This window comes from Sphingobium sp. PNB (genome assembly GCF_019873065.1).
In the GTDB taxonomy this organism is placed as follows: Bacteria; Pseudomonadota; Alphaproteobacteria; order Sphingomonadales; family Sphingomonadaceae; genus Sphingobium; species Sphingobium fuliginis.
The window spans coordinates 1-13,889 of sequence record NZ_JAINEZ010000113.1 but is presented as its reverse complement, the minus strand read 5'-3'; the positions used below and the strand labels follow the sequence as shown (position 1 = coordinate 13,889).

Sequence of the window (13,889 nt, the reverse complement as noted above, 5' to 3'; positions counted from 1 at the left end):
CCCGGCCCATGCCCCGCCCCGCCCCCGTGACGATCGCGACCCGCCCGTCCAACCGAATCATCCCGCTTCCTCTCGCCTGTCCATATACATGCAACATGCAGAGGGGCGGCGTCGCCATATCCGCGTCCAAAACATCGCCTATCCATTATATGGCGGCGTCCCTTCGGCGGAGCGGTGGCAATAGTCCACATAGGGCGGCCCAGCGCCACGAGCGGAGCCACAACCGGGATCGGCCAATACGGAGGGGTCGCAGCCTCAGTCCTGGCCGGCGGATTGCAACTGGAATGCGCGGGTGCGCTCAATATGCGCCCGCATATGCCGTTCGGCAGCGTCGGGATTGCCGGCTTCGATCGCGTCGATGATCGCCTTGTGATCCCGCAGCACGGCCCGCCCGCTCCAGCCACGGGCGCGAGAGAGCCGGCTGTTGAGTACCCGCAATTGCTGGTCGATCTGCACCAGTTGCCGCGCCAGCCGCATATTGCCCGCACCCTCGCGGATCATGCCGTGAAAGGCGGCGTCGAGTTCGACATGAGCAGCCAGGTCGCTTTTCTCCACCACGATCTCATGCTGCGCGAACAACGCCCTGAGCCGGGCAACGCCTTCCGCATCCATGCGCTCGGCCGCACGGCGCACGGTCATGATCTCCAACCCTTCCCGAATGTCGAGCAGATCGAGAATGTCGGGCGTGCCGCCTGCGATCACCGCTACGCCGGTCCTGGCGCGGGGTTCGACCAGCCCTTCCCGCTCCAGCGCGATCAGTCCTTCGCGCGCAGGCGTACGGCTAACCCCCAATTGCCGCGCGATCTCCGGCACGCTCAAATGAGTGCCGGGGGCCAGTGCGCCTGAAAGTATGGCATTGCGCAGGCGCTCGGCAACCATTTCCGTCAGCGCCTCCGGCCGGGTCAGCGGTTCGAAATGCCCAGACGCCTCCAGCTCCCCGTCGGCATATTCATGTTCCTTCTGCATGCAAAGCTCCATGCTCCCAATCGCGGCTGGTTTCAACGCAAACCGGGCCGCCGTGCCAATTGCAGGCATGAGGATATGACCACGGCAATCTTCAGATAGGCGATGGCATGCTGAACGGATCGGATTCATTTTGTTTGCTGCCGGCCGGCATGATAGCGCGCGGGCAAACGATCATGAGGCATATATGAAGTATATTTTTGCTCTTGCGGCTGCCCTGTCCCTTTCCAGCCCGGTGGCCGCGCAGGACGCGCCCGTCATCAAGGCGCGCACGATGGTCAAGACGGCCGATGGCGTCCGCGTCGGCTTCATCGATCGCGTCAATGCGAATGCCGAGGGCGCCCCGACCTCGGTACAGATCATCTACAAGGGCCGCTTCGTGTCGATACCGGCGGCAACCCTGTCCAATGGGGAAAAGGGACTGGTCACCAGCCTGACCGCAGCCGACCTCAACAAGCTCTGACCGGGCCGGAAAATGGCATGGCGCATCATGCGCGTCATGCCATTGCGTTCGGCATCTTATCCCGGCCCGGAAAAGCGCAACCCCTCGTCGGGCGCCAGATGGCGGAGCTGGACGAACTTGCCCGGCTGCCTGCTTGGGATGCCGGCCCCGCCTTCGCTCACCGCTGCGCACCGGGTTCGAAGACCGCGGCGGTCAGATGCTGGCCGCCGTCCGCCAGCGCGCGATGGCCCAGGATGAAGCAGGCCTCGTCCGAAACCAGGAACATCGCCGCCCCGCCCACATCCTCCACCGGGTCGGCAAGGCGCGGCATCGCCATATTGGCGATCAGCGTATCGACGCTCTTGCCCTTCTTCGCGCGATAATCCGCAAAGATCGCAATGTCCGGCACCGCCGGCTGGAGGAAATTGACGAGAATGCCATCCTTCCCCCATTCGACGCCTGCCGACCGCGTAAGGCCCGTCAGCGCGAAGTCCATGGTGACGGCATCCGTCACGCCCTCATTCGCCGTCGGACCGTAGATCGAACCCAGGTTGACGATGCGCCCGCCGCCCGCCGCTTTCATGTGCGGATAGACCGCCTGCATCATGTTGATCGCGCTCAGCAGCACGTCATTGAACGCTGCGGTGAAGTCGGGCGCCCCCTGCCTGTCCGCCAGCCGGTCCCATTTCAGCGCCGCGTGCGCGCCATTCAGCATTATGTCGATCCGGCCATGCGCCCCCACTACCGCATCGGCCAGCGCCCGTGCGGCTTCGGGGTCGGAAAGGTCGGCGCTGCGCGCCTCCGCGCCGGGAATAGGGCGGGCGGCCGCTTGTGCCGCTTCGTCATCCTTGTCGACCAGCACCACCTTTGCGCCTTCACGGGCGAAACGGAGGGCGATGCCCCGCGTCACTTCATTGGCCGCGCCGGTAACGATCGCGACCTGCCCTTCGATCAATCCCATCCTGTCCTCCCCGCGCTCAGGCCGTCAGTTCGACGGCCGCCTGGCTGTGCTCCTTGTGGATGTCGGTGCCTTCCTCATGCATCTGGAGCGGCGCGGTCGCCCATGCGCCGCCGTCGACGCAGAAGACCTGCCCGGTGATGAAGCGGCCATTGTCGCTGCAAAGCCCCAGCACCGCGCCGGCAATGTCGATCTCGCAATCGCCCATGCGACGCATCGGGAATTGGCGCACGCTGGCTTCGGCCATTTCCCTGTTCTGGTCGGCCCAGCTTTTATAGGCCCAACTGTCGCCAGCCGGCGTGATGCAGTTGACAGTGATATTGTCCTTGCCGAATTCTCGTGCGGCGCTGCGCGTCAGTGCTTCATTGGCGGATTTGGTGATGTTGTAATCGCTGGCATAGGGCTGACCCCAGATGTTCCAGTGGCTGGAAAAATAGATCAGCCGCCCGCCGCCAACCTTGCGCATGTGCGGAACCGCCGCGCGGCTGGTCCAGAGCGACTGGTAGAAGCCGGTCATCAGCGTCATCCTGTAATCGGCGTCGGGCTTGTTTTCGATCGACCGAACAGGCGCGATCCCCTGCGCATTGTTGACGACGATGTCGAGCCGCCCGAATCGTTCGGCCGCATTATTGACCAGATCTTCCATCTGTTGCCGGTTGCCGACATCGGCGGCGACGAACTGCGCCCGTTCCGCAGCGCCGGAAAGCTGCGCGATCAGCGCTTCATTCTCCCGATTATTTTCCGGGCTGCGCGAGCAATAGACCACTGCGTCGCCTTCCTTCAGGAAACGCAGCACGATGCCCTGGCCAATGCCTTTCGTGCCGCCCGTGACGACCGCCACCTTGCCGCTCAGGCGCCCATGCGTCTGCATCATTTCCCTCCTCAAGCTGTTTCGATCAGCGGCTTGCCCGCCGTCATGCGCCACATGTCCGCCACTACCGGCAGGTGGATGGTCTGTCCGCCGTCCACCGCCAGCAACTGGCCCGTGATGTAACGGGCCGCGTCTGACAGCAGGAACAGCGCGGCCTGCGCAATATCGTCCGGCCGACCAAGATAAGGCAGCACATTATTGTCCAGTGTCATCTGGAAGAACCGGTCGCCCATATTGCGCGTCGTGGGCGTGTCGATGAAGCCCGGCGCTATCGTGTTGCAGCGGATTCCCCGCTTGCCATAGGCGGTGGCGATCGATTGGCTCAGACTGTGCACCGCCGCCTTCGAAGCCGCATAGGCGGGAACGGTGCCAAGCGACAATATGCCGGCGGTGGACGAAATATTGACGATCGCCCCGCCGCCGCGCTTCAACATCTGCGGGATACAATATTTGGCGGCCAGCATCGGCCCGCGCAGATTGACCTCCAGCGCGCGGTTCCAGATGGCGACGTCCATCTCATGAATCTCGCCATCGGCACCGGTCTGATCGGGCGCGTTGTACGACACGGTGTTGTCGAGCAGATCGACACCCCCAAAGCGCGCCACGGTCTCATCGACCATCATCCGGACCTGCGCTTCGTCGCGCATGTCGACCCGTAGCGCCAACGCCTGTCCGCCGGCCGCTGCAATGGCCCCCGCCGCGGAGCGTGCATTGCCCTCGTCCAGATCGGCAATCACCACCGCCGCGCCTTGCGTAGCGAGCAACTCGGCTGTCGCCTTGCCGATGCCCGATGCGCCGCCCGTCACGACAGCCACCTTGTCCGCCAATATGGGCTGCACGGCTCTCTCCACTCGATGATATTTCACCAAGTTTATTATATGGCCATGAAGATGATCAATATTACTGGGGATTCCATCATGGATATGAAGGTGAACGGAAATTCGCCAGATATATAGAACGATCGTTCTTATGAATTGCCTGTTATCGTGCGCGGAACTGCGTCGAAAAAGGCCTTGCCGGCCTCCTCCAGACGGATGAATTCCGACCATAGGCCCAGATCGCGGCGCGTATCGGCATAGCTATAGTCCAGCACCCCCGGCATGGAACCCGCCATCGGTACATCATAGCCCATGCCCCGAAGCCGGTGGAGCATCGCCTGATGATCGTCGATCAGATAACCGAAATGATGCAGCCGTATCGGCCCCGCCAAAGCGGGTACATGATCGTCATAGATTGTCCTCTGCATCGGATCGGGTTCGATGATCTCGGTCATCACCTCGTCGATCCATGCAAGCGCAATCCGCCGCGTCGGCGCCGGTCGGCCGTCGATCGCCGGCGGTTCGTTCACCATGAACTCGACCGGGCCGAACTTCGCGCGGAACGCGGCAACAGCGGCGTCCGCGTCGCGGGTGACATAGCCGAACTGGAAAAAGCCCTTGAAGAAATTCTGCACCCTGTCCTCCGCCGCTGCGTACCTTATGCCAAGATAGGTACTATCAAGAACCTATGCTGGCAAGCGAGCCGGTCTTGGGCGGTTTCGGCAGCGCGACGCCCTGGCCCAGCGGTCGTCCAGCAAGCGCGCATGGACGACATAGGCGCGCCGTGAAATGGGGCGGCCCCAGCATCCTTTATCGCCCCTTGCCGTTTCAGAATGAGGGAGAGCATCGATGCATGGAGCCTTGGAAGCGGGATTTTGGGGCCTGGTGGGCGGATCGGCGCTGTTGATAGGCGCGTGCATCGCCTATGTGGCAGATCTTCCGCAACGGCTGATCGCCGCGATCATGGCGATTGGATCGGGCGTGCTGATTTCGGCCGTGGCCTTCGACCTGATGGACGATGCCTATGCTCGCGGCGGCTTCGATTCCACCGCCTTCGGATTTCTGGCCGGGGCGGTCGTCTACACGATTGCGAATGTGGCCGTGTCGCGGGCCGGTGCCCGGCATCGTAAACGGTCGGGTTCGAACCCGCACGAGAGCCAGGCGCCGGCTGCCGGGAATTCCGGGCTGTCGATTGCCGTCGGCGCCTTGCTGGACGGCATTCCGGAGTCCGTGGTCATAGGGGTGAGTCTGCTGCATGGCGGCGGCGTCAGCATGGTCACGGTCATCGCCGTGTTCCTTTCCAACGTTCCCGAAGGCCTTTCCAGCGCCGCGGGAATGAAGAAGGCGGGTCGGGGCCCCGCCTATATCTTTGGCGTCTGGGGAGCTATCGCTTTGGCTTCCGGTCTGGCCGCGCTGATCGGCTACATCACTCTGGCGGGCGCGGACCCGGATCTGATCGCAGCCACCACCGCCGTGGCAGCAGGAGCCATTCTCGCCATGCTGGTGGACACGATGATTCCGGAAGCGACGGAGGAAGCGCATGAATTTTCCGGCCTCATCGCCGTCGCGGGATTCCTGATTGCCTTCATATTGACGAAGCTGGAGTGAGCGTGGCCACAGATGAACGGGAAAATGCCAGCCTCGTTCATCTCCGGTTACACATGCAGGACCGACGCCCATGCACGACACGGCGTCCAACCCTCATGCTTGCGGGTAGCCGACGACTTCGCAAGGGAAGGCAGGCCCCCTGCCATAACAAAACGCCCCGTCCCTTTCGGGACAGGGCGCCGGTGCTGAATTTACAATCGGCCTTTATTCTTCGCCATTATCCTTCACGCCCACCGTCGGCACATCGATGGTTTCCTTCTTTGTGCCGACGACGACCGCCTTGGAATCGACGTCCACCTTGGGAAGTTCGCCGCCCTTCACACTGACCTCCGGAACATCTCCACCGGAAACATCGGCTTTCCAGAAGCCGGTTGCGAACAATATTCCGACAATCGCCAGAACGATGATCAAGGCAATCGCAACGGTCCGCCCGCCGCGATGTTTATGAACCACGACACGGTCATCCGTATAGCGATCCCTGTGAACTTCTACCATCTCCATCCTCCTCCTTAAGAGACTGGGGAAACAATCAGGCCTTAATTCTTGTTCCCTTTCCATTCATTGTCTGGCCGTCCGGGCAATTTCCCGAAGCTGCGAACCGTCGATCCTGACATGGCGATATAGCGCTTCAACAATGCTGAACAGGCCGAACAGCGCGAGCCCGCTCGCCACGATGAAGAGCAGCAGCGGCCCATGCTCCTGATCGCGGAGCTGCCTGAGGGCCGCGCCCAACCCGCCTGCCTCGTCGGGATCGGCATGCAAGGCAGCGTTGATCACGAACCAGCCGATCATGGCGAAGACGATGGCGCGGGCCGCATAGCCGATCCGTCCGGCCCAGCGCACGGCTTCCGGCACCGGCACATCGGCCGCAAGTTCGTCGAAACGGCCCCGGCAGGCCTTTACCGCCTGTGCGAGCGCAATGAAGAAGAATATGACCCCGGAAATGACGAGCACGGCCTGACCGCCCGGCTGATCGAGCAGCCAGGCGGACCAGCCTTGCGCCGTCCGGTCGCCGGGACTTCCTTCGGCTGCCGGCGCCTTGCGAAGCACCAGGTTGACCGCCGCCAGGGCGAGTGCCCCGTACACGATTCCACTCATGGCATAGCCTGCACGTTCCAGCCTTCCCTTCAGGCTGCGGCTGCGATGTTCGGGGTCGAGAGCGGCTTCGATCAAGCGCCAGAGCGCATAGCCCGCGAAACCTGCCGCGCAGAGCAGGAGCAGGAACGACCCCAGGCTGCTTTGGGAAAGGGAGCCGAGAACGCCCTGATTGTCGCTTGGTTGGCCGCCGTGGCGCGCGACGTCTATGGCGAACAGTCCGATGAGAAGATACACCATCCCGCGCGCCGCGAACCCTATGCGCGCCAGTATCGTCAGACGTTCGCCATAACTCTCCGTGCCGTTCATCATCTTCACCATCGCATTGGAAGCAGGGTAACGCGGCATCGCCCGTGAAGTTGCCTCAGCCGCATTTGCCAGGCTGCACATGCGGAAGCAGGTCGGAAACCTGCTGGGCGCCCTCCATTTATCGCAAATCGATTGCCTTGCGCCCTCTCCCGCGCGAAGGAAGGCGACTGATAAAGAGGGGCGCATTCATGAAGCTTGGATCCTGTGCGTTGGCGCTTGCGATAGGTGCGGCCCTTCTGCCCGTGACGGCGCATGCGGACGACCCCAATGATCCGACGATGCGCAGCGCCGCAGCACGCGCACGCGACAGCGCGATCATCAGAAGGATGAATCAGCAGCAGCTCGCCTATGTCCGTCAGCGCGACGCCAGGATCATGCGCAACTACCGCCAGGCACAAGGCGATCGCGACAGCTATGCCGACGCCCGCGGCGAATATGCGCAGAGAATGGCGGAATGGCGCCGGGCCGTCGCGGCCTGCAATGCCGGGCGCTGGGAATATTGCACCGACTAACCCAATTGCCCGGTACAACATTGAAAAATAAGCTATTTTTCTGCCGCCCCTGTCGTAGTTTCCAACAAAATTCCAACAGTTGCGGCAAGCGACACTCTGGAACGCTATGGAACGAATGTCAAACGGGCGTGGATGGGGCAATCCACGTCCGATCTGAAAGCAACGCGCATCGCCTTTTACAGGGAGGCTCCAATCTGCCGCGAGGAAGCCGTGGGAGGCTGTTATCTACGCGAAGAGTACACAAACCAAAGTCACCTATAAGCTCTGTAAATGTCACTCTCGCTGTCGGCCGTGCCGAACCGTTCGAAGTGCGAACGCTAGCGAGGTCCGAAAATAACCAAATGTGACTTCCTGAATTTTCGTTCCCGCAATGGCGAGGCGACGAACGCCTGTCGCTGGGTCAACATGATCGAGGCGATGCTTCGCGAATATCGCATTTGTCGCCAGCGGGTAGGGCTGTGATAAATGCCCACTGCCCGCCAGAAATCCTTTACGTCGTGGAGCGCTGAGAGAAATATCCAGCGGGCCGCATCGACATTGAAGCACGGATCATCCCGCAGCCACGACTTGATCTGCGATTCGCTCCGCCCGATCATTCGGGCGATTCGAGGAACCCACCAACTGTTGACCTGCATCGGCCCCAGGTCGACGGAACCATCCCTATTCCTGACTTCTGCACCAATCCATCCCCCCTCCCGCTTCCTCAAGGCCCGCAGGGTTTGGGCAAGCCATGGCCGGCCGGAAGCTGCCCGATGGATGCATTGATTGATCGCCTTCTCCGCCGCCAGCATGTCCAGGTCCCTCGCCTCACCATAAGCTGGCGCTGCCTGAACGATCAGCGTGGAAGCGAAGCCGCCGGCCAGAAGCGTTGCACAACACCGCCCGATCATCGGTCGCGCCCTCGGTCCCTGCGCACCTCGGTCGTCCGATCCGGCTGTTTGGGCTGGGAGATTTCCGGCTGCGGCTGGTTCCGAAGCATGCGCTCGATGAGCGCCGTGAGGGTTTCCGTTGCGCGAAGCCCTGCGCCGGCCAGACCCTTGGGCTCGCTCCCTCGATTACGGTTTCTGCGTTCGGTGCGCAGAAGGGCCAGTTCACGCCGCTGCACGTCATAGAGGTCGTGTTCTTTCTGAATGCGGGCGGCTTCCCTTTCGAGCCGTGCTTCCGTTCCGCTTCGCTTGATCAGGTCCAGCCCTTCCAGGGACGAGGTCTTCTGGCCGGAATTGCGCTTCAATTTCTCCGCGAGGTCCGCCCGGTTCTCGGTCCAGAGCGTCACGCTAAATTCGGCACGAGTGATCGCGGTGTAGAAATTTTGCCCCGTCACCAGCGGGGAGTCGACGGGAGCGAGAACAAAGACCCGCGGGTAGGTTTTCGACTGCGAGGAGTAGACCGTCTCCGCATAGCCGTGATCCCAGGTCTTGTATTTCGAGAAGTCGATCTCCTGTCGTTCGCCCGTTCGATCCCATCGGATCGTGGCCCGCTCGTTCTCTATGCGCTCGACCGTGCCCCGCTCGGCATTTTTCAGTCCCAGCTCCTTCGTCGCCAGGCGCCATTGGATTCGATCACCCTTTGCGAGGCCCCGGTCCTGTACGTTGAAGACGCTGACCATGGAAGCGCGCGTTCGGCGGGGGTCCCAAAGGATGATTCGGCCCTGCTGATCTTCCAGCCTGACGACCTCGCGTCCACTCTCCTGTCGCCCGAAACCGACGACCGCATATTCCGCCTGCCGGGCGATCCCCATGGGGCTCGACCTACCCGGTCGCTGGCGACATCCACTTTGGCGACAGCGTCGAGGCCTGGGCGGGACTAGCCGCGCGCGGCACATTCATGATGGGGCGGCTTGGCGCACTCACCATCTCTTCGGCCGATGGCTGCTCGTTCAAGGCGCAGCCCATCTGGACCAAGAGCCGCTACAAGCTTCAGATCATGGAGCCGGTCAAAGGCGGCAAGTGCGTCAATATCGGTCGTCCCGGAGCGCTCTGGTCTTCGGCCAAGCACGCACCGGCCAAGGACAATGCTCAATTCATGCTTTTCGAAAAGGTGATCTGCTGCGCCGGGATTTCGGCGCCATGAGCAGGTCGCCCACAAGATGCACCGCGCACGGCCGACAGGCCTCCCGGTCTGCCCGCCACAGCCCCCAAGGCCGGCAGGACGTGCGTGATGCAGGAGCGGCGCCGACGCCCCCAGACGGCGCCGCTCCAAATCCGGTCAGCGCGGCCGTAACCCCCATGAGCCAGGGCGCCTCCTCTCCTCGCCCAGCGCTCACGGCCGCGCTGACCATTTTCGAGGGCCAGGCTGCCTTCCGCCTTCCATCTGGTGCCCTCTTCCGACTCCGGCGCGGCGCCCGCACAACCGAGGGAGGGCCGAGATGAGCGCGAAATCTCGCCTTGCAATCGCCACACTCGGCGCGCCCCTGCTCTTCCAGATGGCGGCCATGGCGCAGGTGACGGAGCCAGGCGTCAAGGATCGCGCCCGGTCCGCCGCTACGGTCTCCCGCGCCCGCACGGGGTCGAGCGACGCTCTGCAATCCAACTATGTGACGCCCGGCCTCAGCGGACAGGCTATCACGACAGTCGATGGGAAAACCGGGTTCATCGCGAACCTCAGTTGCCAGAAGACTTCGACGCTGCTTGAACTGCTGGTGCAGCCGGGCAGCACTGGCGATCTAACCCAGGTCCGCATCTCACATGATCGCGACTTCGACGGCAGATTCGACAGCCAGACCCTGCTGCCCGTGCCGGTATCCGGCATTTGCGCCAATGGCGTCATCGCCTGCAATCCCGGCACCTGGGAAGGCTGCCGCTATTATGGCTGGGCGGTCGATGGCGCGCTCAAAATCAACCTCGCGCAAACCCAGATGACGAGCCTGTCGGGCTGCTACTGTATCAACAACAGCTGCGGGACGAACCTCGCCTGGGGCAATATCTCGGAGGTTCTGAAGGATCTGGGCGGCGGCGTGGTGGGCGCCCTCACGACCGCCGATCCGCGCATCGGTGTCGCGCAGGCGCAGGTTGAGGGGGCCATGATCCGCTATACCGGAGCGCAGACCACATCCTGCACTGCGCAGCCCGAAATTTCAGCGACGCGCTATCGCAGCAACCCGACCGACATTCAGGGCGACGCCACTTCCGTCTCGCAGGCAAGCAGCGTCTTTCAGGCTCTGGCCGGGTCTGCCGCAGGCAGCGGCAAAACCGAGCAGGTCCGCAGTTGCTCGATCGAGCGCGAGGTCGCCGTCAAGGAATGGCGTTTCGACGACATAGTGGCCGTGCGCGGGTCGGTCAGCAAGGTCACGAGCTGCGGCACCGACTGCCGGCGCTATGAGATCCGCGGCTCGGGCAGCTGCGGCAGCGTACCGCCCATCTACAGCGCAACATTCGAGCCACTGGCGCCTGCTCGGATAAAATCCGCTCGCATCGTCGAAATGGGCGCCGACGACTGGGTCCAGGCCAGGGTCAACGGCAAGATTGTCGGCTATGCGGGAAAGCGCCCATGGCTCGGCGAAGCATTGCCATCGGGCGATTGTCGCATCAGCGATGACCCCTGGTACAACAGGACTGCCATCGACATCACATCCCAGCTGACCAGCGGCGCGACGGTCGTCGGCGCGCGCGTGCGAGGCGGCGGTGGTGGGAATTGGGGCTATGTCACGCTCGAAGTGCAGGTGGACACAGGCTGCGAGACGACCGAGCGACTGGTCGATCTATGCTCAGGCTACGGCGCGGACCCGCAATGCCGCCTCAAAAGCGAGAGTGTCGATGACGTTGTGACGTTCAACAACGGGGTCGGCACTGGCCTCTTGCCACTGCCCCAGACGCGGACGTTGGGCACGGGCAGCTGCGCTGTCCAATTGACCCGCGATTTCTTCCGGAAGGATAGGCGCTACGCCTGCATCATCGACACAGGCGGGCAGGCTACGCCCGACCTCTCCCGCGCCGCCTATATCATCGACCGCTCGACCGAGACGGTGCTCAACGACCGGATTCAAGCGGCCGATGGCAGCGTCCAGGAGACCTCCCGCGCCTTCTCGATGCCGACGCAGGACAGCGTCGCGGCTTGCGAACCGATCTGCAAGACGCGGAAAGCCAGGACCAACAGCGATGCCGCTCCCGATGGCGTGGTGGGCGAACTCCAGACCTCGGCCCAGGGCTGGGACAGCTATTATCATGCCTGCTCGGCCGACAATGTCTGTCCGGCAGGCGATGGCGAGGAGATCGTCTCGGCCTGCGGCTGCCTTGACGATTTTCCCGAAGCCGTGACCATGATGCAGACGGTGCGGCTCGCAGGCGCGGACCTGGTTTGCACGGCAGGTGCGCAATGAGGGCGCCCAAATCTCTTATCGCCTGGGCGACGCTGCTGCTGGCGACCTGCGGCCAGCCCCAGCTCGCCCATGCGCAGCAATGGCTTTGCGCCGCCGATCTCAACGGCAATGGCGATGCGGCCGACGACGGCGAGATCGCTAGCTGCACGGCGAGCGCAGGCGGCGATCACCTCTGCCCGATCGAGCAGACGGCCTGCACGATGGACACCGCCGGCAGCTATGCCTGTCCGCTTGGGAGCCAATATGCCTGCCTGTCGGCCGACGGCGTCTCTGCGCCGAGCTGCTCGCCCCATAGCTGCATCGACACCGGCGCCAACCCAGTTGAAGAGGAGGTGCTGGTCGATGATCCTGGCACCGCCGCAGATGGCGAGGTCGACGAGGACGGCAATTGCCTTGGCACGATCGAAATTTTCGGCGGGCGCAAGCTACGCTGCCGCCCGCCGGGCCTCAGCGTCACCTTCCAGAATTGCTGCAAGGACAAGGACAAGATCTTGCATGATGGGATGGGGTCGTCGATCGGTTCGATCGGCACCAAGATCGCCATCGCCAAGGGCGTGTTCACCGGCATGAAGGCCGCCTACACCGCCTTTAAGGCGGGCGCGACGGCGAGCCAGGCCGCGAGCGCGGGCGCCAATGCGCTCATCGTCGGCATCGATCCCACTTCCATCGCCATCAGCCTTGCCATCAACTTCATGATGGAGGTGCTGCTCCAGGGCTGTGACCAACAGGATATGGAGGCCGGGATGCTGCGGGGCTCGGGCATGTGCCACGAGGTCGGCACCTATTGCTCGTCCAAGATCCTCGGGATCTGCGTCCAGAAGGCGAAGAGCCAGTGCTGCTTCAACAGCAAGCTCGGCCGCATCATCCAGGAGCAGGGTCGCCCGCAACTGAAGGCGTTCGCCAATGGCTGGGGCGACGTGAAGTCGCCCAACTGCCGCGGCTTCACCGCGCAGGAGTTCCAGGCCCTCGACTTCAGCAAGATGGACCTCAGCGAATATTACACCGAGATCGAAGCCCGCTCGGCCGATCTCATCCAATCCGACATGGAGGAGCGCGTCGATGCCTATCTCAATGCCGTTCAGCGCTAGGCTGATCACAGCCCTCACCGTAACTGCCGGATGCGCGATCGCCGCGGCGCAGCCCGGAACGGAAATAGCCCAGCCCAAGGCGAAAGTGGCTTCAACCGCCGAGGGTAAGAAGGCCATGGACGAACTCGCGGACGCGCGAGCACGGTCGCGCAATGGCGGCAACGCGGGCAAGCCGGTTTCCTCTCCCAACATCTCCGCGCCATCCCCGGCATTGCGCAGACGCGCGTTCGACGCCCTTCGCTCGCACACATCCGATCCACGCCTTGAGGAACGGGCGCGCGCGGCGCGAAAGGCGGGCGAAGCCCAGCTTGCGCGGGATCGCGAGGAGATGAGCAAGCGGCTGGCGGAGGCGCTGGGGCTTGAGGCGCCATCGACGATGGCGGTGGCGCAGGCCGTCGCACCGAGCGCCCCAGGCGCGTGGGTGCCGGTTCTCTTCGTCTCATCGTCGATGCCGCTCGCTACGCTGCGGACCTATGCCGGGCAGCTTGAACGGGCGCGTGGCGTGCTGGCCTTCCGCGGTATGCCGGGTGGCCTGACCCGGGTCGGCCCCATGGCGAAGCTCTCTGCGCAGATACTCCGGCTCGATCCGGTCTGCGAAGGGCCGGCCTGCGCGATGCGCGATGTCCAGCTCATCGTCGATCCGATCCTGTTCCGCCAGCATGGCGTGGCCCGTGTGCCTGCACTCGGGATGCTGCCGGGTGATCCGACCAAGCCCTATTGCGAGCGGGAGGAGGAAGGTCCGGCATCGGCCAGGTCCGGCCACCTCGTCTATGGCGACGCGGCACTCGCCGGAATGCTCGAAACCTATGCCCGTCTGGGCGGAAAAGAGGAGGGTGGCATGAAAGCGGTCCTCGCTGACATCCTTTCCAAGCTAGGGGAGCCACGCTGAGATGATTTCTAGCACAGCACT

The 13,889-nt window shown here is 63.3% G+C and carries 15 protein-coding genes and 1 pseudogene; 7 read left to right on the top strand and 9 right to left on the bottom strand.

Translation table 11 applies throughout. The annotated features are described in order from the left end of the window. Positions 1-255 precede the first annotated feature (255 nt). Positions 256-966, bottom strand: a complete 711-nt coding sequence (locus tag K7W03_RS24225) for a GntR family transcriptional regulator (protein WP_082718674.1) — start codon at positions 964-966, stop codon at positions 256-258. Positions 967-1,150: 184 nt separating this feature from the next. Here K7W03_RS24225 and K7W03_RS24220 point away from each other — a divergent pair, with 184 nt between their 5' ends. Further along, positions 1,151-1,426, top strand: a complete 276-nt coding sequence (locus K7W03_RS24220; RefSeq protein ID WP_065846175.1) for a hypothetical protein — start codon at positions 1,151-1,153, stop codon at positions 1,424-1,426. A 157-nt stretch (positions 1,427-1,583) separates the two neighbouring features. Here K7W03_RS24220 and K7W03_RS24215 read toward each other — a convergent pair whose 3' ends face one another. From K7W03_RS24215 to K7W03_RS24200, 4 genes are all read right to left on the bottom strand, one after another. Beyond that, positions 1,584-2,366 (bottom strand): SDR family NAD(P)-dependent oxidoreductase, encoded by a 783-nt coding sequence (locus K7W03_RS24215; protein ID WP_025548396.1) that lies wholly within the window; start codon positions 2,364-2,366, stop codon positions 1,584-1,586. Positions 2,367-2,382: 16 nt separating this feature from the next. Then, positions 2,383-3,237 (bottom strand): SDR family NAD(P)-dependent oxidoreductase, encoded by an 855-nt coding sequence (locus K7W03_RS24210; RefSeq protein ID WP_222887546.1) that lies wholly within the window; start codon positions 3,235-3,237, stop codon positions 2,383-2,385. Between the two features lie 8 nt (positions 3,238-3,245). Then, on the bottom strand, positions 3,246-4,073 hold the full coding sequence (locus K7W03_RS24205) for an SDR family NAD(P)-dependent oxidoreductase (RefSeq protein WP_025548400.1): 828 nt from the start codon (positions 4,071-4,073) through the stop codon (positions 3,246-3,248). Between the two features lie 128 nt (positions 4,074-4,201). Next, positions 4,202-4,687: a VOC family protein gene (locus K7W03_RS24200; RefSeq protein ID WP_025548402.1), complete on the bottom strand. Its 486-nt coding sequence runs from the start codon at positions 4,685-4,687 to the stop codon at positions 4,202-4,204. Positions 4,688-4,901: 214 nt separating this feature from the next. Between K7W03_RS24200 and K7W03_RS24195 the strand changes: the two genes are divergently transcribed. After that, positions 4,902-5,660: a ZIP family metal transporter gene (locus tag K7W03_RS24195; RefSeq protein WP_025548404.1), complete on the top strand. Its 759-nt coding sequence runs from the start codon at positions 4,902-4,904 to the stop codon at positions 5,658-5,660. Between the two features lie 204 nt (positions 5,661-5,864). Here the strand turns inward: K7W03_RS24195 and K7W03_RS24190 are convergent, their stop codons facing one another. After that, entirely contained in the window at positions 5,865-6,161 is a 297-nt protein-coding gene (locus K7W03_RS24190) for a hypothetical protein (RefSeq protein WP_226870466.1), read from the bottom strand. A 57-nt stretch (positions 6,162-6,218) separates the two neighbouring features. Next, positions 6,219-7,103: a DUF1206 domain-containing protein gene (locus K7W03_RS24185; protein WP_222887545.1), complete on the bottom strand. Its 885-nt coding sequence runs from the start codon at positions 7,101-7,103 to the stop codon at positions 6,219-6,221. A 149-nt stretch (positions 7,104-7,252) separates the two neighbouring features. On the opposite strand from K7W03_RS24185, the gene K7W03_RS24180 reads away from it, so the two are divergent. Further along, positions 7,253-7,576, top strand: coding sequence for a hypothetical protein (locus K7W03_RS24180; protein WP_025548408.1), 324 nt, complete (start codon positions 7,253-7,255; stop codon positions 7,574-7,576). 317 nt (positions 7,577-7,893) lie between these two features. Here K7W03_RS24180 and K7W03_RS24175 read toward each other — a convergent pair whose 3' ends face one another. Both K7W03_RS24175 and K7W03_RS24170 read right to left on the bottom strand, forming a co-directional pair. Beyond that, positions 7,894-8,466 (bottom strand): lytic transglycosylase domain-containing protein, encoded by a 573-nt coding sequence (locus K7W03_RS24175; protein ID WP_025548409.1) that lies wholly within the window; start codon positions 8,464-8,466, stop codon positions 7,894-7,896. Next, a complete protein-coding gene (locus K7W03_RS24170; RefSeq protein WP_222887544.1) occupies positions 8,463-9,314 on the bottom strand; it encodes a hypothetical protein in 852 nt (283 codons plus the stop codon). The genes K7W03_RS24175 and K7W03_RS24170 overlap by 4 nt, the downstream gene beginning before the upstream one ends. Between K7W03_RS24170 and K7W03_RS24165 the strand changes: the two are divergent. The 4 genes and pseudogenes from K7W03_RS24165 to K7W03_RS24150 form a co-directional block, all read left to right on the top strand. Continuing rightward, positions 9,314-9,646 (top strand): annotated as a pseudogene (locus K7W03_RS24165) (TraU family protein); the annotation flags it as partial. The gene K7W03_RS24170 and the pseudogene K7W03_RS24165 sit on opposite strands and share 1 nt — an antisense overlap. Positions 9,647-9,941: 295 nt before the next feature. After that, complete coding sequence (locus tag K7W03_RS24160) at positions 9,942-11,891, top strand: hypothetical protein (RefSeq protein ID WP_222887543.1); 1,950 nt, start codon at positions 9,942-9,944, stop codon at positions 11,889-11,891. After that, on the top strand, positions 11,888-12,979 hold the full coding sequence (gene traN / locus K7W03_RS24155) for a conjugal transfer protein TraN (protein ID WP_222887542.1): 1,092 nt from the start codon (positions 11,888-11,890) through the stop codon (positions 12,977-12,979). Before K7W03_RS24160 ends, traN begins: the two co-directional genes overlap by 4 nt. Continuing rightward, a complete protein-coding gene (locus tag K7W03_RS24150; protein WP_226870465.1) occupies positions 12,951-13,868 on the top strand; it encodes a TrbC family F-type conjugative pilus assembly protein in 918 nt (305 codons plus the stop codon). The genes traN and K7W03_RS24150 overlap by 29 nt, the downstream gene beginning before the upstream one ends. The last annotated feature ends 21 nt before the right edge of the window (positions 13,869-13,889 follow it).